General features: G+C 62.5%; 19 protein-coding genes. 2 read left to right on the top strand and 17 right to left on the bottom strand.

Annotated elements, in window-relative coordinates; genetic code table 11:
• Positions 1 to 163 precede the first annotated feature (163 nt).
• Positions 164 to 2,227: a polyphosphate kinase 1 gene (gene ppk1 / locus P0D87_RS21840; protein WP_006051993.1), complete on the top strand. Its 2,064-nt coding sequence runs from the start codon at positions 164 to 166 to the stop codon at positions 2,225 to 2,227.
• A gap of 98 nt (positions 2,228 to 2,325) precedes the next feature.
• Here the strand turns inward: ppk1 and phoR are convergent, their stop codons facing one another.
• From phoR to P0D87_RS21785, 11 genes are all read right to left on the bottom strand, one after another.
• Positions 2,326 to 3,639 carry a phosphate regulon sensor histidine kinase PhoR gene (gene phoR, locus P0D87_RS21835; RefSeq protein ID WP_006051992.1) on the bottom strand — a complete coding sequence of 438 codons (1,314 nt, stop codon included), beginning with the start codon at positions 3,637 to 3,639 and terminating at the stop codon, positions 2,326 to 2,328.
• A 70-nt stretch (positions 3,640 to 3,709) separates the two neighbouring features.
• Positions 3,710 to 4,411, bottom strand: a complete 702-nt coding sequence (gene phoB, locus P0D87_RS21830) for a phosphate regulon transcriptional regulator PhoB (protein ID WP_006051991.1) — start codon at positions 4,409 to 4,411, stop codon at positions 3,710 to 3,712.
• A gap of 26 nt (positions 4,412 to 4,437) precedes the next feature.
• Positions 4,438 to 5,142: a phosphate signaling complex protein PhoU gene (gene phoU / locus P0D87_RS21825; protein ID WP_006051990.1), complete on the bottom strand. Its 705-nt coding sequence runs from the start codon at positions 5,140 to 5,142 to the stop codon at positions 4,438 to 4,440.
• Positions 5,143 to 5,170: 28 nt separating this feature from the next.
• The gene (gene pstB, locus P0D87_RS21820; protein ID WP_006051989.1) at positions 5,171 to 6,019 is read right to left on the bottom strand and encodes a phosphate ABC transporter ATP-binding protein PstB; all 849 of its coding nucleotides are present in this window, start codon (positions 6,017 to 6,019) and stop codon (positions 5,171 to 5,173) included.
• Positions 6,020 to 6,036: 17 nt separating this feature from the next.
• A complete protein-coding gene (pstA, locus tag P0D87_RS21815; protein WP_006051988.1) occupies positions 6,037 to 6,933 on the bottom strand; it encodes a phosphate ABC transporter permease PstA in 897 nt (298 codons plus the stop codon).
• A complete protein-coding gene (gene pstC, locus P0D87_RS21810; protein ID WP_053858536.1) occupies positions 6,930 to 7,931 on the bottom strand; it encodes a phosphate ABC transporter permease PstC in 1,002 nt (333 codons plus the stop codon). Before pstC ends, pstA begins: the two co-directional genes overlap by 4 nt.
• 204 nt (positions 7,932 to 8,135) lie before the next feature.
• Positions 8,136 to 9,167: a phosphate ABC transporter substrate-binding protein PstS gene (gene pstS, locus P0D87_RS21805; protein ID WP_006051986.1), complete on the bottom strand. Its 1,032-nt coding sequence runs from the start codon at positions 9,165 to 9,167 to the stop codon at positions 8,136 to 8,138.
• Positions 9,168 to 9,665: 498 nt separating this feature from the next.
• Positions 9,666 to 11,024 (bottom strand): phosphoglucosamine mutase, encoded by a 1,359-nt coding sequence (glmM, locus tag P0D87_RS21800; RefSeq protein WP_006051985.1) that lies wholly within the window; start codon positions 11,022 to 11,024, stop codon positions 9,666 to 9,668.
• A 26-nt stretch (positions 11,025 to 11,050) separates the two neighbouring features.
• Complete coding sequence (gene folP / locus P0D87_RS21795; RefSeq protein WP_082367019.1) at positions 11,051 to 11,950, bottom strand: dihydropteroate synthase; 900 nt, start codon at positions 11,948 to 11,950, stop codon at positions 11,051 to 11,053.
• Positions 11,951 to 12,032: 82 nt separating this feature from the next.
• Positions 12,033 to 13,922 carry an ATP-dependent zinc metalloprotease FtsH gene (ftsH, locus tag P0D87_RS21790; protein ID WP_006051983.1) on the bottom strand — a complete coding sequence of 630 codons (1,890 nt, stop codon included), beginning with the start codon at positions 13,920 to 13,922 and terminating at the stop codon, positions 12,033 to 12,035.
• Positions 13,923 to 14,056: 134 nt separating this feature from the next.
• Positions 14,057 to 14,719, bottom strand: a complete 663-nt coding sequence (locus P0D87_RS21785; protein WP_006051982.1) for an RlmE family RNA methyltransferase — start codon at positions 14,717 to 14,719, stop codon at positions 14,057 to 14,059.
• A gap of 213 nt (positions 14,720 to 14,932) precedes the next feature.
• On the opposite strand from P0D87_RS21785, the gene P0D87_RS21780 reads away from it, so the two are divergent.
• Positions 14,933 to 15,460: a YhbY family RNA-binding protein gene (locus P0D87_RS21780; protein ID WP_006051981.1), complete on the top strand. Its 528-nt coding sequence runs from the start codon at positions 14,933 to 14,935 to the stop codon at positions 15,458 to 15,460.
• Between the two features lie 116 nt (positions 15,461 to 15,576).
• Here P0D87_RS21780 and P0D87_RS21775 read toward each other — a convergent pair whose 3' ends face one another.
• From P0D87_RS21775 to gloB, 6 genes are all read right to left on the bottom strand, one after another.
• Positions 15,577 to 16,089, bottom strand: a complete 513-nt coding sequence (locus P0D87_RS21775) for a DUF4149 domain-containing protein (protein WP_053858538.1) — start codon at positions 16,087 to 16,089, stop codon at positions 15,577 to 15,579.
• 20 nt (positions 16,090 to 16,109) lie between these two features.
• Positions 16,110 to 16,586, bottom strand: coding sequence for a transcription elongation factor GreA (gene greA, locus P0D87_RS21770; RefSeq protein WP_013340018.1), 477 nt, complete (start codon positions 16,584 to 16,586; stop codon positions 16,110 to 16,112).
• Between the two features lie 230 nt (positions 16,587 to 16,816).
• On the bottom strand, positions 16,817 to 20,071 hold the full coding sequence (gene carB / locus P0D87_RS21765; RefSeq protein WP_006051978.1) for a carbamoyl-phosphate synthase large subunit: 3,255 nt from the start codon (positions 20,069 to 20,071) through the stop codon (positions 16,817 to 16,819).
• Between the two features lie 123 nt (positions 20,072 to 20,194).
• Entirely contained in the window at positions 20,195 to 21,349 is a 1,155-nt protein-coding gene (gene carA, locus P0D87_RS21760) for a glutamine-hydrolyzing carbamoyl-phosphate synthase small subunit (protein ID WP_053858539.1), read from the bottom strand.
• A 636-nt stretch (positions 21,350 to 21,985) separates the two neighbouring features.
• The gene (locus tag P0D87_RS21755; protein ID WP_006051976.1) at positions 21,986 to 23,650 is read right to left on the bottom strand and encodes a transglycosylase SLT domain-containing protein; all 1,665 of its coding nucleotides are present in this window, start codon (positions 23,648 to 23,650) and stop codon (positions 21,986 to 21,988) included.
• A gap of 156 nt (positions 23,651 to 23,806) precedes the next feature.
• Positions 23,807 to 24,598, bottom strand: a complete 792-nt coding sequence (gloB, locus tag P0D87_RS21750; protein ID WP_006051975.1) for a hydroxyacylglutathione hydrolase — start codon at positions 24,596 to 24,598, stop codon at positions 23,807 to 23,809.
• Positions 24,599 to 24,612: the final 14 nt, after the last annotated feature.

Below are 24,612 nucleotides of genomic sequence, written 5' to 3'. Positions count from 1 at the left end.
TGGGGTTGCCCCATGGTCCCATACTCACTGCGTCAGCTTGACGACACGCGAGGAAGACAGCGTAGAATTTATAACATTGAGAATGTCATAACAATGTCATCATATTGTGAGAATTTCCGAGCGTCTTTCCGCCCCTATACCCGAAATTCCATTCTCGCTGCCGATGTCCATCCGCTACCCCTTATTGAATCGCGAGCTGGGCATTCTGGGTTTCAACGAGCGCGTGTTGGCGCAAGCTGCCGACCCCGCCGTTCCTTTGCTCGAACGCCTGCGTTTCATCTGCATCACCAGTAGCAATCTCGACGAATTCTTCGAAGTCCGCATGGCCGGATTGCAGGAGCAGATGCGCGACAACCCAGGCGCACTGTCGCCGGACGGCATGTCGCTGCAGCATGTGTACGACCTTGTGGTCGAGCGTGCGCAAAAGCTCGTGCATCGGCAGTACACGATGTTGCACGACACCGTGCTTACCGCGCTCGAAGCGGAAGGCATCTATTTTCACGGCACCGAAGCATGGAACGAGGCGCAGACCGAATGGGCGCGCAATTATTTCTTCGACGAACTGCTGCCGGTGCTCACGCCGATCGGCCTCGATCCGGCGCATCCGTTTCCGCGCGTGCTCAACAAGAGCCTGAACTTCGTCGTTGAACTGGAAGGCAAGGACGCCTTCGGCCGTCAGGCGATGATGGGCATCGTGCAGGCGCCGCGCGCGTTGCCGCGGCTCGTGCGCATGCCGCAGGAACTGTCGGGCTATCCGCATGGTTTCGTTCTGCTGAGCTCGCTGCTGCAACGCTTTGTCGGCGAGCTGTTTCCGAATCTCGTCGTGCGTAGCTGCAATCAGTTTCGCATCACGCGCAATAGCGAACTCTTCGTCGATGAAGACGAAATCACCAATCTGCGTGTCGCGCTGCAGGGCGAGTTGCCCGCGCGGCATCTGGGCAATGCGGTGCGGCTCGAAGTATCGGCGGAAACGCCAGCGCATGTCGTGCGGCGTCTGCTCGACGAAAGCAGCCTCTCGAACAAGGACTGTTATTACGCGGACGGTCCGGTTAATCTCGTGCGTTTGATGCAGTTGCCGGAGATGGTCGATCGGCCGGACCTCAAGTTCGTGCCGCACATTCCGGCTATTCCCGCGCATATCGCGAATGCCGCGAGCATGTTCGACGTGATCGATCAGGGCGACGTGCTGCTGCATCATCCGTACGAGAGTTTTCAGCCGGTGCTCGAACTGTTGTTGCAGGCGGCCAAGGATCCGAACGTGGTCGCGATCAAGCAGACCATCTACCGCACGGGCACCGATTCGCCGTTAATGGACGCGCTCATGCAAGCCGCGCGCAACGGCAAGGAAGTGACGGTCGTGGTCGAACTGCTTGCGCGCTTCGACGAAGAAACGAATATCAACTGGGCTTCGCAACTCGAAGCGGTCGGCGCGCATGTGGTCTATGGCGTGGTCGGCCACAAGTGCCACGCGAAGATGATGCTGATCGTGCGGCGCGCGACGGTGGGCGGCAAGACGACGCTCAAGCGTTACGTGCATCTCGGCACCGGCAATTATCATCCGCGCACCGCGCGTCTTTATACCGACTTCGGCCTGATGACAGCGGACCAGAAGATCTGCGAGGACGTGCATCATGTATTCCAGCAACTGACCGGCATCGGCGGCGAACTGAAGCTGCACGAGTTGTGGCAATCGCCGTTCACACTGCATCCGAAACTCGTCGAGGCGATTCGTGCCGAAGCCGAGCATGCGCGTGCGGGCAAGAAGGCGCGCATCGTCGCGAAGATGAACGCGTTGCTCGAACCCACGGTGATCGCGGAGTTGTACGAAGCATCGCAGGCGGGCGTGAAGATCGATCTGATCGTGCGCGGCGTATGCTCGTTGCAGCCGGGCGTGCCGGGTTTGTCGGAGAACATCACGGTGCGCTCGATTGTCGGGCGCTTTCTCGAACATCATCGCATCTATTATTTCTACGACGACGGCCGCGAGCAGGTGTATCTGTCGAGTGCGGACTGGATGGATCGCAACTTCTTCCGCCGCGTCGAAGTGTCGTTTCCGGTTAATAACCGGCGGCTGAAGCGGCGTGTGATCGCCGAGGGGCTCTCCGCGTTTCTCGGCGACAATCAGTCGGCGTGGCTCATGCAAAGCGACGGGCATTATCGTCGGCGGCGGCCCGGCAAGTCGTCGCGCAACGCGCAGATGAGTCTGCTGGCGAAGTTCTGCTCGTGAGTGTTGGCACCCGCCACATGCGGGTGCGCTGATGCATAAAAAAAGCCCGCTTGGTTAGCGGGCTTCCTTAGCGGGCTTTGTCTTTGACAGGGGCGCTGTTATGCATGCGCCGGTTGCCGGCGCGTCGTGCGATACAACGGAAACTTCACGCTAAACGTACTGCCCCGCCCTTCCTCGCTTTTCACGTCGAGCTGCGCGTCGTGCCGTTGCAGCACATGCTTGACGATCGCGAGTCCGAGGCCCGTGCCGCCGGTGTCGCGCGAGCGGCTGCGGTCCACGCGATAAAAGCGCTCCGTGAGCCGCGGAATGTCCGCGGCCGGAATGCCGAGGCCGCTATCGGTCACCGAGAACACTGCGGCGCCGCCTTGCGTCTGCCAGCTCACTCTGATCGCGCCGCCGTCGGGCGTATAACGAATCGCGTTGGTCACGAGATTGCCGAACGCGCTCAAAAGTTCGGTTTCGACGCCCGTCACGGTCAGCCCTTCGTCCGCTTCGAACGTGATGATGTGGTGGTCGCTCGACAGGCTCTCGGCGTCGTCGCGCAGATGCCGCAATACCGCGCGCATGTCGATCATCTGATCGCTCGGCGGCTTGTTGTCGCCCTCGAGTTTGGCGAGCACCAGCAGATCGTTCACGATATGGCGCATGCGCGACGCCTGCTGCTCCATCAGTTCCAGATAACGCGCGCGTTCCGCTTCGCTTAACGGCAGCTCGCGCATCGTTTCGAGAAAGCCCGACAGAACCGTAAGCGGCGTCTTCAGTTCATGCGACACGTTGGCGACGAAATCGCGGCGCATCGCGTCGGTGCGCTCGAGTTCGGTGATGTCTTGCGACAGCACCAGCTTGCGATTCTCGCCATAAGGAAACACCTGCACGGACAGCACGTTCTGCCGCTTCTCGCCCATGCCGCGCATGATCAGCATCTGCTCGTACTGGTGCGAATTCAGATAGCGCACGAAGTCCGGCTGACGCACCAGATGCGTGATGTGCTGACGCAAATCGCGCTTCGCGTCGAGCCCGAAATGTTCTTCGGAAATGGCATTGCACCACTCGATCTGATCGTGATCGTCGAGCATCGCGACGCCGTTCGGCGACGCCTGAATAGCCTGAATGAAGCGCGAATGCTGCTGCTCCACCTGGCGCACCTGCGCATGCCAGCGCTTCGCGAGCTTATGCAAACGGTAGTAGATTTCGCCCCAGATGCCGGGGGCGCTCGGCACTTCGCCGTACACCGGCGCGTCGAGCAAACGCCACAAACGCTCTTTATGGAAAGTGCCGAAGAGGCTCTGCAAAAGCAGCATGACGACCGCGAGGATCAATGCCGCCTTCACGTTCACTAATGCGCCGACCACCACGCACAGGATGGCGAGCAGCACGATCGAAACGACGGAGCGCGCCCAGATGATGTTCATGGTCTAAAACGATCGAAGAAAACGGCGTGCGCGCCGCCGCTGCAAGAGATCGCGCAGGATCAAGCTGAGATCAGGCGCTCTTGGCCAGGCGGTAGCCGCTGCCGCGGACCGTCTCGATCATAGCATCGCAACCTGCCGGCTTGAGCGCCGCGCGCAGACGCTTGATATGCACGTCGACGGTACGCTCTTCGACGAACACGTGATCGCCCCACACCTGATCGAGCAGTTGCGTGCGGCTGTGCACGCGCTCCGGGTGCGTCATGAAAAAGTGCAGCAGACGGAATTCGGTCGGACCGAGATCGAGCTTGATCTCGCTGCCTTCGGCATGCGCGGCCACGCGATGCGTTGCCGGATCGAGCTTCAATCCGTTGATCGCGACCACGTCTTCGGTCAATTGCGGCGCGCGGCGGCGCAGCACCGCCTTGATGCGCGCCATCAGTTCCTTCGGCGAAAACGGTTTGGTGACGTAGTCGTCCGCGCCGATTTCGAGGCCGAGCACCTTGTCCTGCTCGTCGCCGCGCGCGGTCAGCATGATGATCGGAATGTGCTTCGTGCGTTCGTTGTTGCGCAGGTCGCGCGCGAACGCAATGCCCGACTTGCCGGGCAGCATCCAGTCGAGCAGCACGAGGTCGGGCAGTACATCGCTGATCAGGTTCTGCGCCTGTTCCGCGTTGTACGCGCGAATCGGGCAGTGTCCGGCGTGTTGAAGATTCACCGAAATCAATTCGGAAATGGCGGGCTCATCTTCAATGACGAGAATGCTGCTGGGCATCGGCACCTCTGGTCCTTATCTCTGGATTAACTGAGCGCTTCGCGTTCGAGCGCGTCGCGCGACTTGTGCCGCACGTCCGTGCCCTTCACGATGTAAATAATAAATTCGGCGATGTTCTTCGCGTGGTCGCCGATCCGTTCGATCGCCTTCGCAATGAACAGAAAATCGAGGCCCACCGAAATGGAACGCGGATCTTCGGTCATGTACGAAATCAGCTTGCGCACGAACGCGCGGAATTCTTCGTCGATCGCTTTATCGTCGCGCACGATTTGCGCGGCGGCCACCGTGTCGAGACGCGCGAACGCGTCGAGCGCGCGGCGCAGAATCGACACCGCCATTTCGCCCGACAATTTGATCTCGGCGATATTGATGGTGCGCGACGCGCCGTCTTCCATCAGACGCTTGGTGCGCTTGGCGATTTTCTCGGCTTCGTCGCCGGCGCGCTCGAGGTTCGTGATGGTCTTCGAGATCGCGATCAACAGACGCAAGTCACGCGCGGCCGGCTGACGGCGCGCGATGATGTTGCTGCATTCCTCGTCGATCTCGACTTCCATTTTGTTCAGACGCTCTTCGGCGGCGATCACCTGCTCGGCGATGTCGAGGTCGAATTCGTTGAGCGCCTGCATCGCGTTGACGATCTGCGATTCGACGAGGCCGCCCATTTCGAGCACCTTCGAGGAAACCAGGTTCAGGTCGGCGTCGAACTGGCTGGACAAATGTTTATCGGACATGTCGTACTCCGTTGTTTTGCCCGGCGAATTAGCCGAAGCGGCCTGTAATGTAGTCTTCCGTTTCTTTACGGACCGGCTTGATGAAGATCTTTTCGGTGTCGCCGAATTCGATCAGTTCGCCCAGGTACATATAGGCAGTGTAGTCCGAACAGCGGGCCGCCTGTTGCATGTTGTGCGTGACGATCACGACCGTGTAATCGCTCTTCAATTCGGCGATCAGTTCTTCGATACGGCCTGTCGAAATCGGGTCCAGCGCCGAGCAAGGCTCGTCGAGCAGCAGCACTTCAGGACGGATCGCAATGCCGCGCGCGATGCACAAACGCTGCTGCTGGCCGCCCGACAAACCGTAGCCGCTCTGGCCGAGCTTGTCCTTCACTTCGTTCCAGAGCGCGGCCTTCGTGAGCGCCCATTCGACGCGGTCGTCCATCTCGGAGCGCGGCAGCGATTCGAACATCTTCACGCCGAACGCGATGTTGTCGTAGATCGACATCGGGAACGGCGTCGGCTTCTGAAACACCATGCCGATGCGCGCGCGCAGCAACGAAATATCGCGCTTGGACGTCAGCAGGTTTTCGCCGTCCATCAGGATCTCGCCTTCGGCGCGTTGCTCGGGATACAGCGCGTACATCTTGTTGAACGTGCGCAGCAGCGTCGACTTTCCGCAGCCCGACGGACCGATGAACGCGGTCACCTTTCCTTCGGGAATCTGCAGGTTGATGTTCTTCAGCGCGTGATACTTGCCGTAGAAGAAGTTCAGGTCGTTGACCTCGATCTTCGGACGCGACGGCGACGGCTCCTGGCCGCTTTGTGCAGGATCGAAACCGGCGGGCGCAGTGGGACGCGAGATCGGATTGAGTTGAGTTTCTGCCATGTTCATCGGATTACACTCCGCCCTTACTTGTTCGAAAAGATCGTGCGCGCGAGGATGTTCAGTCCGAGCACCGCGAGCGTGATCAGGAAGACGCCGGCCCACGCGAGCGATTGCCACTGCGCGAACGGGCTCATCGCAAACTTGTAGATCGTGACGGGCAGATTGGCCACCGGCTGGCTCATATCCGCCGAGAAAAACTGGTTCGACAACGCGGTGAAAAGCAGCGGCGCCGTTTCGCCTGCAATGCGTGCAACCGCGAGCAGCACGCCGGTGACGATGCCCGCAATCGACGCCTTCAACGTGATCGACAGCACCATCTTCCACTTCGGCGTGCCGAGTGCGAACGCCGCTTCACGCAGCGCGTTCGGCACGAGTTTCAGCATGTTTTCGGTGGTGCGGATCACGATCGGAATCTGCAGCAGCGCGAGCGCGAACACGCCGGCCCAGCCGCTGAAGTGGCCCATCTTCGCCACGACGAGCGCATAGACGAAGAGACCGACGACGATCGACGGCGCCGACAACAGAATGTCGTTGATGAAGCGCGTGACGCTCGCGAGCCAGCCCTTCTGCCCGTATTCCGCGAGATAGACGCCGGCGAGAATGCCGATCGGCGTGCCGACGAATGTTGCGAGCACAACCAGCATCAAGCTGCCGACGATCGCGTTGGCGAGACCGCCGCCATCGGTATTCGGCGGCGGCGTGGACTGCGTGAACAGTTCGACCGACAAGCCGCCGATGCCCAGACGCAGCGTCGTGTACAGAATCCAGACCAGCCACAGCAGACCGAAGGCCATTGCCGCGAGCGACAGCGTCAACGCGATCGCGTTTTGCAGGCGGCGGCGTCCTTGCAGACGCACGCGCATTTTTTCGAGCGCGGCCGCATCGTTCGAACCCGGCATGTTCAAGGTGGTCCGGCTCATTTCGCGCCCTCCCCTTTCTCGAGACGCAGCAGCATGACCTTGGAAATCGCCAGCACGATAAAGGTAATCACAAAGAGGATCAGGCCGAGCTCCATCAGCGCCGACGTATGCAGGCCCGGATCGGCTTCGGCGAATTCATTGGCGAGCGCCGACGTGATGCTGTTGCCCGGCGAAAAGAGCGACACGTTGTCGAGCAGATTCGTATTGCCGATCACGAAGGTCACGGCCATCGTTTCGCCGAGCGCGCGGCCGAGGCCGAGCATCACGCCGCCGATCACTCCGCTCTTCGTGAAGGGCAGCACGATCTTCCACATCACTTCCCACGTCGTGCAGCCGATGCCGTACGCCGATTCCTTCAGCAGCACGGGCGTGACTTCGAAGACGTCGCGCATCACCGAAGCGATGTACGGAATAATCATGATCGCGAGGATCACGCCGGCGCACAGAATGCCGATGCCGATGGGCGCGCCCTGGAACAGCGCGCCGATCACCGGAATGCCGCCCAGCACCGCGCCGAGCGGCTTCTCGAACCACGTCGCGAAGATCGGTGCGAACACGAGCAGACCCCACATGCCGTAGACGATCGACGGAATCGCGGCCAGCAGTTCGATCGCGATGCCGAGCGGCCGGCGCAGCCACGCGGGCGAGAGTTCGGTCAGAAAGAGCGCGATGCCGAAGCTCACAGGCACCGCGATGATGAGTGCAATGATCGACGTGGCGATCGTGCCGTAGATCGGCACCAGCGCGCCGAACTGCTTGCTGGGCGGGTCCCATTCGGCGTTCCAGAGGAAGCTGAGGCCGAACTGCCTGATCGACGGCATGGAAGCGACGACGAGCGACACAATGATGCCGCCGAGCAGCAACAGCGTAACGATGGCGGCGAGGCGCGCAAGGCCGCCGAAGATCACGTCGCCGGCGCGGCTGGGCGCTTTCTGCTGCGAGGCGCTGCCTGGCGGCGTCGCTCCCGTTGCGCCTGACGCTAATTGGATGTCGGACATAAGAGCCTGATGGACCTTTTCCAGTTGCCATGCGACGTATGTCGCGCGGCGGATGATGCAGGTGGTGCGTACATGCACTGATGACGCTGGCGCCCGCCAGGTTCGGCCGATGAAAGCGGCGCCGGTCAATGCCATTGGCCGTCCTCACGCGAGGACGGCCAATGTGTTACGTGAAGCGGTTGCCCATTACTGCGGGGGCGGTGCTTACTCGGCGATCGGCTTGCCCGAAGCGTCCTTCACCTTCGACTTCCACTGCGTCTTGATTTCCGACACGACCGATTCCGGCAGCGAGATGTAGTCCAGATCGTTCGCGGCCTGCGTGCCGTTCTTGAACGCCCAGTCGAAGAACTTCAGCGTTTCGCTGCCTTGCGGCGCCTTTTCCTGCGTCGTGTGCAACAGCACGAAGGTTGCGCCGACGATCGGCCATGCGTTCTTGCCCGGCTCGTTCGTCAGGATCTGATAGAACGACTTCGACCAGTCCGCGCCCGCTGCCGCTGCCTTGAACGTGTCCGTCTTCGGCTCGACCACCGTGCCCGTCGAATTCTTCAGCGCGACGTAGGTCATGTGGTTCTGCTTCGCGTACGCCCATTCGACGTAACCGATTGCGCCCGGCAGGCGTTGCACGAAAGCCGCGACGCCGTCGTTGCCCTTGCCGCCCGTGCCCGTCGGCCAGTTGACCGTCGAACCTTCACCGACCTTCGACTTCCATTCCGTGTTGACCTTCGACAGGTAGTTCGTCCAGATGAAGCTCGTGCCCGAACCGTCGGCGCGGCGCACCACGGCGATGTCCGTGTCGGGCAGCTTGACCTTCGGGTTCAGTGCAACGATCGCCGGATCGTTCCACTTCTTGATCTTGCCCAGATAGATGTCGCCCAGCACTTCGCCCGACAGCACCAGTTCAGCCGGCTTCACGCCCGGCACGTTGACGACCGGCACCACGCCGCCCACCACCGTCGGGAACTGGAACAGGCCGTCTTTCGCGAGTTCGTCGTCCTTCAGCGGAGCGTCGGAACCGGCGAAATCGACCGTCTTGGCGATGATCTGCTTCACGCCGCCCGACGAGCCGATGCCCTGGTAGTTAACCTTGCCGCCGCCGGACTTCTGATAGGCGTCGGCCCACTTCGTGTAGATCGGTGCTGCGAAGGTGCTGCCCGCGCCGGTGATGTCTGCTGCGTTTGCGGCCATCGCGAAGAACGCGCCAGCGACGCCAGCGAACACGGTTTGCATCAATTTCATCGAAACCTCCAAGGTGTGAGCGGTGTGAGCGGATAACTGAACACCGCGAAGCTTAGGGTCTCTTTGTGACAGTAACGTGACTAACCGTGAAACGCGTGTGACAGTGGGGTTACTAATGTGAAAGGCGTTTGCGCGGGTAGATCGGTGGCTTGGTGGCGGTTTGGCCGTGCCTTGTAGAGATTAGGCGAAAAAGATGGGGCGCGAACGTTTGCGGATGCGACCAGGACGGGACGGTCCGGCTGGAAGGCGCTCTTGCGCCGGGGCAAAGAGGCGGGTGTGGCGGCTGCGGGCTTCCGGGTACGCCAGTGGGCGAATGCACGCGTGCCGGCCGAGCGCGGCGACCGCGAATGAGTAGAAAGATCCGTAGACGCGCCTAAGCCAGGGCAGATATGCGGTTTGGCGGGCGCGTTCCGTCAGGCAACTGCGGCGGAAAACGCCCACGGTCCTACAGACAAGCAGGGCGACACACAGCCGCCACGCTCGCAGGTGAGTGACCGCTTACGCCGTCGCCTGCTTCACCGCGGCCGCGATCGCTTCCGCGTGGCGCAGCGCATCGTCGACGTGTTCCGCCTCGACCATCACGCGCAGCACCGGCTCCGTGCCCGACGCGCGAATCAGCACGCGCCCGCGGCCATTGAGCGCGTCTTCCGCGCTCGCAATCGCACGCCGGATAGCGTCGCTGCCCTTCCAGTCGGCGTCCGGCTTCATGCGCACGTTGATCAGCTTCTGCGGGAACAGCGTGACGCCGTCGAGCAGTTCGGAAAGCGTTCTTTCGCTGCGCTTCATCGCGGCGAGCACGAGAAGCGCGGAGACGATGCCGTCGCCCGTCGAATGGCGGTCGAGCGACAGAATGTGGCCGGACCCCTCCGCGCCGAGCTGCCAGCCGTGCTCGCGCAACTGCTCGAGCACGTAGCGGTCGCCGACTGCCGCGCGCACGAACTTGACGCCCGCCGCCTGCAACGCGACCTCGACGGCCATATTGGTCATCAAGGTTCCGACCGCGCCTTCCACCTTGCCGTCGGTCGCGATGCGGTCCTTCACCAGCACGTACAGCAGTTCGTCGCCGTTGTAGAGGCGTCCTGCCGCGTCGACGACCTGCAGACGGTCGGCGTCGCCGTCGAGCGCGATGCCGAGGTCCGCGTGATTCGCCCGCACCGCGCGCACCAGCGCATCGGGCGCGGTCGCGCCGACGCCGTCGTTGATATTGAAGCCGTTCGGCGCGACGCCGATCGGAATGACCTCGGCGCCCAGCTCGTGAAAGACGTGCGGCGCGACGTCATACGCGGCGCCGTGCGCGCAATCGACCACCAGCTTCAGCCCGCGCAAATCGAACGCGGCCGGAAACGTGCTCTTGCAAAACTCGATGTAGCGGCCCGCTGCGTCGTCGAGACGCCGCGCCTTGCCGAGTTGCTCCGACGCCGCGCAGGCGAGCGGCAACTCGAGGTGCTCTTCGATCTGCGATTCGACGTCGTCCGGCAGCTTGTTGCCGTCGGCGGAAAAGAACTTGATGCCGTTGTCGTAATACGGATTGTGCGACGCGCTGATCACGACGCCGGCCGCGAGCCGCAGCGCGCGCGTCAGATAGGCGATGCCCGGCGTCGGCATCGGGCCGGCCAGCATCACGTCGACGCCCGCCGCCGAGAAACCCGCCTCGAGCGCGGCCTCGAGCATGTAGCCCGACACCCGCGTGTCCTTGCCGATCAGCACCGTGGGCCGCGTGCCCGTGCGCGCCCAGCGGTCCGCGCCGACGAGCACCTTGCCCGCTGCATAGCCGAGCCGCAATACAAATTCCGGCGTAATAGGCCCTTCGCCGACCTTGCCCCGAATACCGTCCGTGCCGAAATAACGACGTGCCATCTTTTATATTCCTCCTTGCTTTGGGCTCAACCGCGCGGGCCGGCGCCATTCGCCGCGTCGCGCAGAGCTGCCCAGACTTTCAATGCGTCTACTGTTTGCGCGACGTCGTGCACGCGCAGGATTGCCGCGCCGCGTTCCGCAGCCAACACCGCCGTGGCGATGCTGCCCGCGACGCGCTCCGGCGCCGCGCGACCGGTGACGGCGCCGATCATCGATTTGCGCGACATGCCCGCGAGGATCGGATACGGCGGCTCTGCCCGCGGCGCGGTGTCTGCCAGCCGCGCGAGCAGCGCGTAATTGTGCTCGACCACGGCCTTGCCGAAACCAAAGCCGGGGTCCACGCTGATCCGGCCACGCGCGATGCCCGCCTGCGTAAGCACCGCCACGCGTTCCTCCAGAAACTGCCTGACTTCGCCGACGACATCGCCGTAAGCCGGCTCGCCGAGCTGCATGGTCTGCGGCTCGCCCAGCATGTGCATCACGCACAGGCCGCAGTCGCTGTCGCGCACCGCATCCACGGCACCGGGCATGCGAAAGCCCCAGATGTCGTTGATCAGATCGGCGCCCGCGCTCAGTGCATGCCGCATCACTTCGGGCTTGTAGGTGTCGACCGAGAGCGGCACGTTGGCGCCACGCAGTTGCTCGATAAGCGGGATCACGCGCTCGAGTTCTTCGTCGAGCGGCACGGGCGGCGCGCCGGGGCGCGTCGATTCGCCGCCAATGTCGATGATGTCCGCGCCTTCGAGCATCATGCGCTCCGCCTGGCGCAACGCATCGGCGCGCATCGCGTACTGGCCGCCGTCGGAGAAAGAATCGGGCGTGACGTTCAGGATGCCCATGACCAACGGGCGTTCGAAGCTCAGCTTGAACCGCCCGCACTGCAACGGCTCGGGGATGGTGGAAGGAGAGAAAGCGGCGGTAGACACGTAGCGTGAAGGCGAATAGGCGGATAAATGCAAAACGGGCCGGTGTGAAACACACCGGCCCGCACTTTCTACTGCCAGCCGATCAGGCCGGCGCGGTCGCGCTACCCGGCTTGACTTCTGTACCGGGGCTGCCGCCCGACGACGCGTCGCTTGCCGACGGCGGCGAGCTCTTCGGCGAGCGCGGCGGACGTCCTGCCATGATGTCGTTGATCTGATCGGCGTCGATCGTTTCCCACTCCATCAGCGCGGCGGTCATTGCCTCGACCTTGTCGCGGTTTTCGTCCAGCAGGCGCTTCGCGAGGTTGTACTGCTCGTCCAGCACGCGGCGGATTTCCGCGTCGACCTTCTGCTGCGTGGCTTCCGAAATGGTCCGCGTGAAGCCGCGACCAAACGGCGTGGCGTCGTTTTCGTCGTCCACGTAGACCATCGGTCCCAACGCGTCGGTCATGCCGAAGCGAGCGACCATGGCGCGCGCGGTTTGCGTGGCCTTGTTGAAGTCGTCCGACGCGCCCGTGCTGATCAGGTTCAGGAACAACTCTTCCGCAACGCGGCCGCCGAACAGAATCGCAAGACGGTCAAGCAGATAGTCTTTCGAGTACGTTTCGTTGTCGTGCTCCGGCAACTGCCACGTGACGCCCAATGCGCGGCCACGCGGAATGATCGTGACCTTGTGCACCGGATCGGCCTTCGGCAGCAGCTTCGCGATGACTGCGTGGCCCGACTCGTGATACGCGGTAGCGCGCTTCGACTCTTCGCGGATCACGGCCGACTTGCGCTCCGGACCCATGAAGATCTTGTCCTTCGCGTCTTCGAAATCCGTCATTTCGACGATGCGCTTGCCGCGGCGTGCCGCGAACAATGCCGCTTCGTTCACGAGGTTCGCCAGATCGGCGCCCGAAAAGCCCGGCGTGCCGCGCGCGATGACCGCTGCGTCGACGTCGTTCGAGATCGGCACCTTGCGCAGGTGAACCTTCATGATGTGTTCGCGGCCGCGAATGTCCGGCAGACCGACGTACACCTGGCGGTCGAAACGGCCCGGACGCAGCAGCGCCTTGTCGAGCACGTCCGAACGGTTCGTTGCGGCAATCACGATGACGCCCGAGTTCGCCTCGAAGCCGTCCATTTCGACGAGCATCTGATTCAGCGTCTGCTCGCGCTCGTCGTTACCGCCGCCCATGCCGGCGCCGCGATGACGGCCGACCGCGTCGATTTCGTCGATGAACACGATGCACGGTGCGTGCTTCTTCGCCTGCTCGAACATGTCGCGCACACGAGCCGCGCCGACACCGACGAACATTTCGACGAAGTCCGAACCCGAAATGCTGAAGAACGGCACTTTCGCTTCGCCCGCGATGGCGCGAGCAAGCAGCGTCTTACCCGTTCCCGGTGGGCCGACGAGGAGCACGCCACGCGGAATACGGCCGCCGAGCTTCTGAAACTTCTGCGGGTCGCGCAGGAAATCGACCAGTTCGGAGACTTCTTCCTTCGCTTCGTCGCAACCGGCGACGTCGGTGAAATTGATTGCGTTGTTGTTTTCGTCGATCAGACGCGCGCGCGACTTGCCGAACGAGAAGGCGCCGCCTTTCCCGCCTCCCTGCATCTGTCGCATCATGTAGAACCAGAAACCGATAATGAGGATCGTCGGCCCGAGGTAATACAGCGCGGAAACCAGCGCATTGGGTTCGTCGTCAGCCTTGCCGCTTACCTGAACGCCGTACTTCATCAGATCGCCGACCATCCAGATGTCGCCCGGCGACACGATCTGGTACTTCTGGCCGTCTGCTGGAGTGACCGTGAGGTTCCGCCCCTGGACAATGACGTTCTTGACTTTGCCGTTCTTCGCGTCGTCCATGAACTGCGAATAGGAAACGCCTTCCTGGACACGGGGCTTGTCGAACTGCTTGAACACCGTAAATAGCACCAGTGCGATAACCAGCCACACTGCTGCCTTCGAAAACATATTGTTGTTCAAAGCACCACTCCTTCACTTAGACGGGCGCCTACATTTGCCTTGCGGCACCACGAAAGCATTCTAATCCAGTCCGCAGACCCCTGCCATAAGGTTTCGCTACCACAGAAATAGCATGGCGGGGACTACGCGGCGCCCTACGCGGGCCTTTTCAGATGCTTACCCAAAATAAACGTTTCCGACGACTTGTCCCGCGAAGCCTTGGGCTTGCGGGCAGCCACCACCTTGAACTGGCGCTTGAACTTTTCGACAATCTGGCTGTAACCGCTGCCGTGAAAGCATTTGACTAAAAGGGCTCCATCCGGTTTCAGGTGATTTTGCGAAAATTCCAGCGCGAGATCGCACAAATGCTCGATTCGCGCCGCATCCGCCAATGCCACTCCCGACAGGTTGGGCGCCATATCCGAAATTACAAGATCGACTTGCCGCTCTCCGACTAATTCTTCCAGTTGGCCGAGCACGGCTTCCTCGCGGAAGTCGCCCTGAATGAAGTGGACGTCGGCGACCGGTTCCATCGGCAGAAGGTCGAGCGCGATGATCGTGCCGTCGATCCCGCCCTGACGCTCCGCGTCGCGCTGCGACCCTTTTGCCAGTTTGTTGCGCGCGTACTGGCTCCAGCTGCCCGGCGTCGAACCGAGATCGACGATGACCTGCCCCGGCCGGATCAGCTTGTCCTGCTCATCGATTTCCTTCAGCTTGTAGGCGGCGCGGGCGCGATAGCCTTCCCGCTGCGCCATTTTCACGTAGGGATCGTTGATGTGGTCGTGCAGCCACGCCGTATTAAACTTGTTTTTTGCCATTAAACGTTGAACTCTTGCTGCGTCATGTCACGCTTTAGCGGATAATACGCGGTTAATTCGCGCGGCTCCCGCCAGAAAACTGGCAGTTATCCGCGATTCTGTTGTCCTGACGCGCCGCCTGCCGCAGTGTCCCAATCGTGTTCCGCTCCAATTCGCCGAAAGACGGACTGGGGAGCGCAGGTGCCGCCATTTTAGTCGAGTCTCCCACTTCACATGCCCGCCCTCAAAGTCTCTTCCGACCAACGCGCCGAGTTGCGCTCCCAAGCACATGCGCTCAAACCGGTCGTGCTCGTCGGCGCCGAAGGTTTGACCGACGCCGTGCTCGCCGAGATCAAGGTCCACCTCGCCGCTCATCAGCTGATCAAGATCCGCGTGTTCGGCGACGAACGCGAAGAGCGCATCGCGATCTACGAGCAGATCTGCGACAAGCTGAACGCCGCGCCGATCCAGCATATCGGCAAGCTGCTGGTCATCTGGAAGCCCGAAGCCGCCGCGCAACCCGCGATAAAAGGCAAACGCGGCGCACTGCCGAGCGCCCGCGAAGCCGCTGTCGAAGCCAACCCCGGCAAGGGCCGCGCGCCGCGCGTCGTCAAGGTCGTGAAGCCGAGCGAAGTGCCCATGCGCAAGCCGAAGGCGAAAGCCGTGCTGGTGCGCGGCAACGAGCGCGTCACGCAAGGCGGCAACATCAAGCGCGCGAAGAAGCGGCAAACCAGCGCGAAGCGCGCGCATCAGTCGAAATAAGCAGTCGAAATAAGCAGTCGAAATAATCGATTGAAACAGGCAGGCTGATTAACGGTGCGGCGCGAGCCGCACCTTGCCTGCGCTGCGTGCGGCGCCTGCCGCAACCGCCAGCCTTCCTAGCCCGCTACTTTTCCGGACACATCGTCGCGAGCGCCCTGCTGCGCGGCGCCGGCTCCCGTGCCCACGGGCAATTTCCACACGAGCACAATGCCAAGCAGGCTTTCGATCAGGTAGAACACGCTCGAAACGCCGTGCAGCATGCCGAAGCGTGCCGCATAGGCGGAATGCGCGATGTCCGTGCCGGCTTCCAGCGCGGCCACGCGCATCGCGTTCATGAAGGGCTGCAACGCGAAATAACCGACCAGCACACAGACCAGCATGCCGGCCACCAGCCAGCGCAAGCGCCGGTATGCGTTGCCGCCGCGTCGGATCACCACGTTGGCGAGACCGAGCAGCAAAATGCCGCAGACCGCGCCAAGCAGACCTTCAATGCGAAACAGTTGCGCCGCCACCGCGCCCGCCGTCGACCGGTCGAGCGACGTGAACAGCACCGGCGCGACTGCATAGCCGATAGTCAGCAGACTGCCGACCCACACAACTGTCAGCAGACGAAAGATTCGATGCGGCATCAGTGACACCGGAGTCGCCTTCAAACGTAGCTGACCGCGATGATTTCGTACTCGCGCACGCCGCCTGGCGCCTGCACGGACGCGACATCGCCTTCGGACTTGCCGATCAGCGCGCGCGCAATCGGCGAGCTGATGGAGATCAGGCCATGGTCGATGTCCGCTTCGTCGTCGCCGACGATCTGATATTTGACCGATGCGCCCGAGTCCAGGTCTTCCAGTTCGACGGTCGCGCCGAACACCACGCGGCCGTCCGCCTCAACCTGCGACGGGTCGATCACCTGCGCGCCCGCCAGCTTCGATTCGATTTCGGCGATGCGGCCTTCGATAAAGCCCTGCTTCTCTTTTGCGGCATCGTATTCCGCGTTTTCGGACAGATCGCCCTGCGCGCGCGCTTCCGCGATCGAGTTGATCACGGCGGGGCGCTCGACCGATTTCAGCCGCTGCAATTCGTCGCGCAGCATGTCTGCGCCGCGCTTGGTCAATGGAATAGTGCTCATAAACAACTCTCGAAAAAACGCCGGGCCGCTCCAAACCCTCCCGGCCCTTTTTGGGATCTGGCGCTAAAGCGGCAGATGGGAGCGCTTTGGAACAAAAAACGGCCGTAAAAAAAATCACCGCGGTTAAGTGCATTTCGCGGGAGCCGGCGGCCGGAGGAAAACCCGGACCACAGCACCTGCGAAACGCCGCTTAACCGCGGCACTTACATCCTGGACAGGTATTCGAAGCCTTAGTTTAGGCGAGCGTGCAAACCTTGTAAATCATAGACTTCCAGGTCCTTCAGGTAGCGCAAGCCTTCGACCGCCGCGCGCGCGCCCGACATCGTCGTGTAGTACGTGACCTTGTTGGCCTGCGCGCTCATGCGGATCGAACGCGAATCGGCAATCGCCGCGCGCGTTTCGTCGACGGTCGTGAAGACCAGCGCGATCTCGCCGTTCTTGATCATGTCGACGATGTGCGGACGGCCGTCCTTCACCTTGTTGACGACCTTCACCGGCACGCCGGCCGCTTCGATCGCGGCTGCCGTACCCTTGGTGGCGACGATCGGATAACCGAGTTCGTGCAGCATGCGCGCGACTTCGACGGCCTTCGGCTTGTCGGCGTCCATCACCGTCAGCAGCACCGTGCCCGACTCCGGCAGACGCGAGCCCGCCGCGAGCTGCGACTTGAAGAGCGCTTCGCCGAACGTGCGGCCCACGCCCATCACTTCGCCGGTCGAACGCATTTCGGGTCCGAGCACCGGATCGACTGCCGGGAACTTGACGAACGGGAACACCGCTTCCTTCACGCTGAAGTACGGCGGCTCGATTTCCTTCGTCACGCCTTGCTGCGCGAGCTTCTGGCCGACCATTGCTCGCGCCGCGATCTTGGCGAGCGGCAGGCTGGTCGCCTTCGACACGTACGGCACCGTGCGCGAGGCGCGCGGGTTCACTTCCAGCACGTAGATGACGTCTTCTTTCGAGCCGTCCGCCTGCGGCACTTGCTGAATCGCGAACTGCACGTTCATCAGACCGATCACGTTCAGCGCCTTCGCCATCGCGCCGGTCTGGCGCTTGAGCTCAGCCACGGTTTCCTTCGACAGCGAGTACGGCGGCAGAGAGCAAGCGGAGTCGCCCGAGTGCACGCCCGCCTGTTCGATGTGCTCCATCACGCCGCCGATGAACACCGCCTCGCCGTCCGAAATGCAGTCCACGTCGCATTCGATCGCGTCGTTCAGGAAGCGGTCGAGCAGCACCGGCGAATCGTTCGATACCTTCACGGCCTCGCGCATGTAGCGCTCGAGATCGCGCGGTTCGTGGACGATTTCCATCGCGCGGCCGCCCAGCACGTACGACGGACGCACGACGAGCGGATAACCGATTTCGTCGGCGAGCTTCAGCGCTTCGTCTTCGGCGCGCGCGGTGCGGTTCGGCGGCTGACGCAGGCCGAGGTCTTGCAGCAGCTTCTGGAAACGCTCGCGGTCTTCGGCGGCGTCGATCATGTCCGGCGACGTGCCGATGATCGGCACTCCGTTCGCTTCAAGGTCGAGCGCGAGCTTCAGCGGCGTCTGGCCGCCGTATTGCACGATCACGCCGACCGGCTTTTCCTTGTCGACGATTTCGAGCACGTCTTCAAGCGTGAGCGATTCGAAGTACAGACGGTCGGACGTGTCGTAGTCGGTCGAAACGGTTTCAGGGTTGCAGTTGACCATGATCGTTTCGTAGCCGTCTTCGCGCATGGCGAGCGCGGCGTGCACGCAGCAGTAGTCGAACTCGATGCCCTGGCCGATCCGGTTCGGGCCGCCGCCCAGCACCATGATCTTCTTGTTGTTCGTCGGGTTCGCTTCGCACTCTTCCTCGTAGGTCGAGTACATGTACGCGGTTTTCGTCGCGAACTCCGCCGCGCACGTGTCGACGCGCTTGTACACCGGACGCACATTCAACTCGATGCGGCGCGCGCGCACTTCAGCGGGCTTCGCGCCGACGAGCTTCGCGAGACGCCGGTCGGAGAAGCCGCTCTGCTTCAGATACTTGAGCTCTTCCTTCGAAAGGCTCGCGAGCGTGCGGCCGGCCAGCGCCTTTTCCTTCAGCACGACCTGTTCGATCTGCGCGAGGAACCACGGGTCGATAGACGTCTCTTCGAAAATTTCATGCGCCGTCATGCCGATACGGAACGCGTCGCCCACGTACCAGATACGGTCCGGGCCGGCTTCGCCGATTTCGCGGATGATCTCGTCGCGGTTCGTGGTCTTTTCGTCCAGACCGTCGACGCCGACTTCAAGACCGCGCAGCGCCTTCTGGAAGGATTCCTGGAAGGTGCGGCCAATCGCCATGACTTCGCCGACCGACTTCATTTGCGTGGTCAGGCGCGAATCAGCTTCGCGGAATTTCTCGAACGCAAAGCGCGGAATCTTGGTGACGACGTAGTCGATAGTCGGTTCGAACGAAGCCGGCGTCTGGCCGCCGGTGATTTCGTTCTTGAGCTCGTCGAGCGTGTAGCCGACCGCCAGCTTGGCCGCGACCTTGGCGATCGGGAAGCCGGTGGCCTTCGACGCCAACGCCGACGAACGCGACACGCGCGGGTTCATTTCGATCACGATCATCCGGCCGTCTTTCGGATTGATCGAGAACTGCACGTTCGAGCCGCCCGTGTCCACGCCGATTTCGCGCAGCACCGCGAGCGACGCGTTACGCAGCACCTGATATTCCTTGTCGGTGAGCGTTTGCGCCGGCGCGACGGTGATCGAGTCGCCGGTGTGGATGCCCATCGGGTCCAGATTTTCGATCGAGCAGACGATGATGCAGTTGTCCTTCTTGTCGCGGACCACTTCCATCTCGTACTCTTTCCAGCCGAGCAGCGATTCTTCGATCAGCAGCTCGCGCGTGGGCGACAGATCGAGGCCGCGCTTGCAGATCTCTTCGAATTCTTCGCGGTTGTACGCGATGCCGCCGCCCGAGCCGCCGAGCGTGAACGACGGGCGGATCACGACCGGATAGCCGCCGCTGCCGGTTTGTGCCGCGATGTCCGCTTGCACCGACAGCGCTTCTTCCATCGAATGCGCGGTGCCCGACTTGGCCGAACCGAGGCCGATCTTCGTCATCGCGTCTTTGAATTTCTGGCGGTCTTCCGCCTTGTCGATGGCTTCCGGCGACGCGCCGATCAGCTCGACGTTGTACTTCGTGAGCACGCCATGCGCGTGGAGATCGAGCGCGCAGTTCAGCGCGGTCTGGCCGCCCATGGTCGGCAAGATTGCGTCCGGGCGCTCCTTCGCGATGATGCGCTCGACCACTTCCCACGTAATCGGCTCGATGTAGGTCACGTCGGCCGTGTTCGGGTCGGTCATGATCGTCGCCGGATTGCTGTTGACGAGGATGACCTTGTAGCCTTCCTCACGCAGCGCCTTGCATGCCTGCGCGCCCGAGTAATCGAACTCGCACGCCTGGCCGATGATGATCGGACCCGCGCCGATAATGAGAATGCTCTTGATGTCTGTCCGCTTGGGCATAACGCTCTCGCTAATGTATTCCTGAATTCTTTCCGTCGGCGCGCGCCGCGTGGGCGTTGCGCGCGCTTTGCTTCTGGCTGCCTGATTCCGGGCTTGCCGCCGGGCTTGCCGCGGCGTGCGTTCTTACGCCGCCGCGGTCTTGCCGGCCTTCTTCGCGTCCATCAATCCGGTAAAGCGGTCGAACAGATACGCGATGTCGTGCGGGCCCGGCGATGCTTCCGGGTGACCCTGGAAGCAGAAAGCCGGCTTGTCGGAGAGCGCGAAGCCTTGCAGCGTGCCGTCGAAGAGCGACACATGCGTGACGCGGGCATTGGCGGGCAGCGTGTTCGCATCGACAGCAAAACCGTGGTTCTGCGACGTGATGACCACGCGCCCGTCTTCCAGGTCTTTCACCGGATGATTCGCGCCGTGGTGACCGGTCTTCATCTTCACGGTTTTCGCGCCGAGCGCGAGGCCCATGATCTGATGGCCGAGGCAGATGCCGAAGGTCGGAATGCCGCGCTCGATCAGCTCTTTGGTTGCCTTGATCGCGTAGTCGCACGGCTCCGGGTCGCCGGGGCCGTTCGACAGGAAGATGCCGTCCGGATTGAGCGCGAGCGCATCAGCCGCGGTAGCTTGCGCCGGCAGCACGGTGACGTGGCAACCGCGCTCCGCCAGCATGCGAAGGATGTTGTACTTGACGCCGTAATCGAACGCGACGACGCGGTACTTCGGCGCGTTCTGCTTGCCGTAGCCGCTGCCGAGACGCCATTCGGTTTGCGTCCACTCGTAGGTTTCCTTCGTCGACACGACCTTCGCGAGGTCCATGCCCGAGAGGCCCGGGAACGAACGCGCGAGTTCGATGGCCTTTGCTTCGTCGTCCGAACCGGCGAGAATCGCGCCGTTCTGCGCGCCCTTGTCGCGCAGAACGCGGGTCAGCTTGCGGGTGTCGAGGCCGGCGATGGCGACCACGCCTTCGTCCTGCAGATACTGGCTGAGCGTGCGCTCCATGCGGAAGTTCGACGCGAGGACCGGCAGATCGCGAATGATCAGCCCGGCGGCATGGACTTTCGTCGCTTCGACGTCTTCGGCGTTGACGCCGACATTGCCGATGTGCGGATACGTGAGGGTGACGATCTGGCGCGCGTAGCTCGGGTCAGTCAGGATTTCCTGATAGCCGGTGATAGCCGTGTTGAACACGACTTCGCCGATGGTATGCCCGGGGGCGCCGATCGAATAACCACGAAAGACCGTGCCGTCGGCGAGCGCGAGCAGAGCGGGAGAAAATGACGGCAACACGGGAGACTCCTTGGGGGAACACCCTGTTGCCGACCTGCCTATCCGGTTTGCGAGCCGCAGCGAACAGCATCACGGGATGCGCGCGCAGACTCGCTCGCGTACTGCCGTTGACGTCGCAAGGGGCGCACGATGGGTCCATTGTGTGGACGGATCGGCGAGGTGCGGGCCCTTCTTGCTACGCCTGTGGCGCGCGGCGGATGAACGGTATGGGAGAGGTAGGCGCTAGGGTGCGGGTTGATAAGCTCAAACCTTGGAATTATAGCCGGAAACCGCCGTTCTCTCCAAATCCGAGATGGCTGGACGGGGGCGTGGCGGTGCTCGCCCGGCGGGTCAAAGCCTTGCTGCGAGCGGCTTGCGCGGTTGCCGGGCTTATGCGCGGCGGCCGTTTCGGGATAGCGTCAAGACGCCCGGCGGCGGGATCGAAATCGCGGAGGAAAGATTCGCGCATCGTCGCGCCTGGCGCCCGACGGCAGTAGCACGCCCCGGCCGGTAGGCAAGCACCAACTGTCGTACGGCGCACAATGAAAAACGCCGTCACCACAGGGCGACGGCGTCGAAAACTCATTTCATCTCAGATTGCGGCAGGTTGTGCGTCGGTCAAAACCGGATCGGCGCATCAACCAGCATTAACCTGCATCAGTTGCTCTTCTTCGTGCTCTTGCTGCTCTTGCTGGAAGTGGAAGCCGATACCTTCGTCACCTTGCCGGCAGGCGCCGCGGACGCTTTCGACTTGCCGCCCTTCGCCACCGGCTCGGACACCTTCACCACCGCCGCCGAATGTCCGCGCCCTTTCGTCCTCTCGCTGCGCGCTTCGCGCTTCGAGCCGCCGACGCGCGTGCCGATCTTCTGGACGCCGCCACCTTCGACGTCGGTCGCGATGCGCTCCGGCCCCGGTTCGCTCGGGACCGCCCGGCCGACCGGCACGTGCAGCACGACGACCTGGCCGCGCGACACGCTGTCGCGATGCGTCCGGTTCCACGCCTTCAACTGTCCGACGGATACACCGTAGCGCAGCGCGATAGCCGCCATCGACTGATTGCGGCGCACGCGGATCAGCATCTTGCGCGTATCGGGGACGTCCGGCTCCATCGCGAGCACGGCGCTTTCCGCGACGTCCGCGCTGATGTCCTCGTCGTCGTCCGAACCGCGCGGCACGACGATCGTGGAGCCCGGCTTAAGACGCATGCCGACCGGAATCTTGTTCACTTCCATCAGCGTGTCGGCGTCGACACCGATTTTTTGCGCAATCGCCGCGGGCGCCGAACGCTCGGTGACCGTGTACGTGGTCCACGACGACAGCGAACCCGAATACGTTTTCAGATTGCGCTCGAACGCGCTCGCATTGTCGAACGGCAGCAGGATTTGCGGCTGCGTCGCGCCGAGAATGACCGGCTTCCTGAACGACGGGTTCAGCGAGCGGAATTCGTCGAGCGGCAGATTGGCGAGCTTGGCGGCCATGTCCACGTCGATATCGTGCGACGTGGTGACGGTCACGAAATACGGGTGATTCGGAATGGACGGCAGCGCGAGCCCGTACATCTGCGGGTTCATCACGATGTTCTTGACGGCCTGCAGCTTCGGCACGTAGTTGCGCGTCTCGTTCGGCATGCGCAGGCTCAGATAGTCGGTCGGCAAGCCCGCCGCTTCGTTACGCGCGATGGCGCGCTGCACGTTGCCCTCGCCCCAGTTGTACGCCGCGAGCGCGAGCTGCCAGTCGCCGAACATGTCATGCAGACGCGACAGATAGTCGAGCGCGGCGCTGGTCGAAGCCAGCACGTCGCGGCGCTCGTCCTGCCACATGTTCTGCTTGAGGTTGTAGGTGCGGCCGGTGCCCGGCATGAACTGCCACATGCCGGCCGCCTTCGCGACCGACAACGCCTGCGGGCTGTACGCCGACTCGATGAACGGCAGCAACGCGAGCTCGGTCGGCATATGACGCGCCTCGAGCTCCTCGACGATGTGGTACAGGTACTTCTGCGAGCGCTCGGTCATGCGCTGCACGTAATCGGGACGCTGCGCATACCAGTTGACCTGCATGTCGACCAGGTCGGTCTGCAGGTCGGGCATCTGGAAACCACGGCGAATACGGCCCCACAAGTCGGCGTCCGCGCTCGTCAACTGCGTGACTGAGCCTTTGTCGACGTTGATGGTTTCCTTGGCGGTGGCTGTCTTGCGAAGTGCGTCTGCTACGGCTTGCTGACTGGCGGGATTTGTTGCGGTGGTGGGGCTGACCGTCGTTGGTCCCTGGCTCGCGCAGGCGGCGAGCGTCAGGACCAGCAACGCACTAAAGATAAATCGCATGAACGTCTCGGCTTCCACAAGGGCTGGAATTTGCAGCCGATAGTACGAAACCCTAACGTCTACGTCAATTGGAAATTGACGAAAAAATCAAGCAAATCTAAGGCTTGGCGAATTCTTCCGATTCTTCGCTTGAGGAAGACCCCAGGGCCGACCCGGTCACCGGAAGCGGTTCTTCCATTCGCGCATCAGCGTGAACGCTCCAAGCCGGTCCGATACTTTCTCGTGCAACTGCTCCTGCAGGGCTGCCTGGACGGCGGGATTGCCGGCCCGCAGGAAAGGATTCACCGCGCGTTCGTGGGCAATGGTGGTGGGCAGCGTCGGCAGATTGCGGGCTCGCAAGTCGGCCGCCTGGTCGCGCCACGCTTGCAAGTCGGCGTTGCCCGGCTCGCAGGCGAGCGCGAAGCGGATGTTGGAGAGCGTATATTCGTGCGCGCAGTGCACTTGCGTTTCGCCGGGCAACGCGGCGAGCGAGTCGAGCGACGCCAGCATCTGCTGCGGCGTGCCTTCGAACAGCCGGCCGCATCCGCAAGCGAACAGCGTATCGCCGCAAAACACATGAGGCGTGCCGCCGGGATCAGCCGCCTGAAAATAGGCGATGTGGCCGCTCGTATGACCTGGCACGTCCAGCACGCTCAGTTCGAGCGCAGGCGCGGCAATCGTCACCCGATCGCCATTTTCAAGACGCTGCGTGACACGCTCGATCGCTTCACCGGCGGGCCCGTAGACGGGAACGTCCTGGCCGTTCAGCAGATCGGCCACCCCGCCGACGTGGTCTTGATGATGGTGCGTGAGTAAAATAGCGCTCAGCCGCCACCCGCGTTTGGCCAGATAGGCGCGAACCGGAGCGGCCTCGCCCGGATCGACGACTACCGCGTGGTGTCCGTCGGAAACGACCCAGATGTAATTGTCTTCAAACGCCGGGACCGGTACGTACTCGAGCGCATTCATAGGCGACGCATTCT

The sequence above is a fragment of the Paraburkholderia sp. RL17-368-BIF-A genome, from assembly GCF_046054045.1.
Classification (GTDB): Bacteria; Pseudomonadota; Gammaproteobacteria; order Burkholderiales; family Burkholderiaceae; genus Paraburkholderia; species Paraburkholderia graminis.
Note: the sequence above shows the minus strand (reverse complement) of the source record. Positions and strands in the feature narration are given on the sequence as shown.

What these genes read in the sequence shown, in the direction of transcription:
- ppk1 (WP_006051993.1), top strand. Translation starts at nt 164, where the DNA reads ATGTCCATCCGCTACCCCTTATTGAATCGCGAGCTGGGCATTCTGGGT.
- phoR (WP_006051992.1), bottom strand. Translation starts at nt 3,639, where the DNA reads ATGAACATCATCTGGGCGCGCTCCGTCGTTTCGATCGTGCTGCTCGCC.
- phoB (WP_006051991.1), bottom strand. Translation starts at nt 4,411, where the DNA reads ATGCCCAGCAGCATTCTCGTCATTGAAGATGAGCCCGCCATTTCCGAA.
- phoU (WP_006051990.1), bottom strand. Translation starts at nt 5,142, where the DNA reads ATGTCCGATAAACATTTGTCCAGCCAGTTCGACGCCGACCTGAACCTG.
- pstB (WP_006051989.1), bottom strand. Translation starts at nt 6,019, where the DNA reads ATGAACATGGCAGAAACTCAACTCAATCCGATCTCGCGTCCCACTGCG.
- pstA (WP_006051988.1), bottom strand. Translation starts at nt 6,933, where the DNA reads ATGAGCCGGACCACCTTGAACATGCCGGGTTCGAACGATGCGGCCGCG.
- pstC (WP_053858536.1), bottom strand. Translation starts at nt 7,931, where the DNA reads ATGTCCGACATCCAATTAGCGTCAGGCGCAACGGGAGCGACGCCGCCA.
- pstS (WP_006051986.1), bottom strand. Translation starts at nt 9,167, where the DNA reads ATGAAATTGATGCAAACCGTGTTCGCTGGCGTCGCTGGCGCGTTCTTC.
- glmM (WP_006051985.1), bottom strand. Translation starts at nt 11,024, where the DNA reads ATGGCACGTCGTTATTTCGGCACGGACGGTATTCGGGGCAAGGTCGGC.
- P0D87_RS21785 (WP_006051982.1), bottom strand. Translation starts at nt 14,719, where the DNA reads ATGGCAAAAAACAAGTTTAATACGGCGTGGCTGCACGACCACATCAAC.
- P0D87_RS21780 (WP_006051981.1), top strand. Translation starts at nt 14,933, where the DNA reads ATGCCCGCCCTCAAAGTCTCTTCCGACCAACGCGCCGAGTTGCGCTCC.
- P0D87_RS21775 (WP_053858538.1), bottom strand. Translation starts at nt 16,089, where the DNA reads ATGCCGCATCGAATCTTTCGTCTGCTGACAGTTGTGTGGGTCGGCAGT.
- greA (WP_013340018.1), bottom strand. Translation starts at nt 16,586, where the DNA reads ATGAGCACTATTCCATTGACCAAGCGCGGCGCAGACATGCTGCGCGAC.
- carB (WP_006051978.1), bottom strand. Translation starts at nt 20,071, where the DNA reads ATGCCCAAGCGGACAGACATCAAGAGCATTCTCATTATCGGCGCGGGT.
- P0D87_RS21755 (WP_006051976.1), bottom strand. Translation starts at nt 23,650, where the DNA reads ATGCGATTTATCTTTAGTGCGTTGCTGGTCCTGACGCTCGCCGCCTGC.
- gloB (WP_006051975.1), bottom strand. Translation starts at nt 24,598, where the DNA reads ATGAATGCGCTCGAGTACGTACCGGTCCCGGCGTTTGAAGACAATTAC.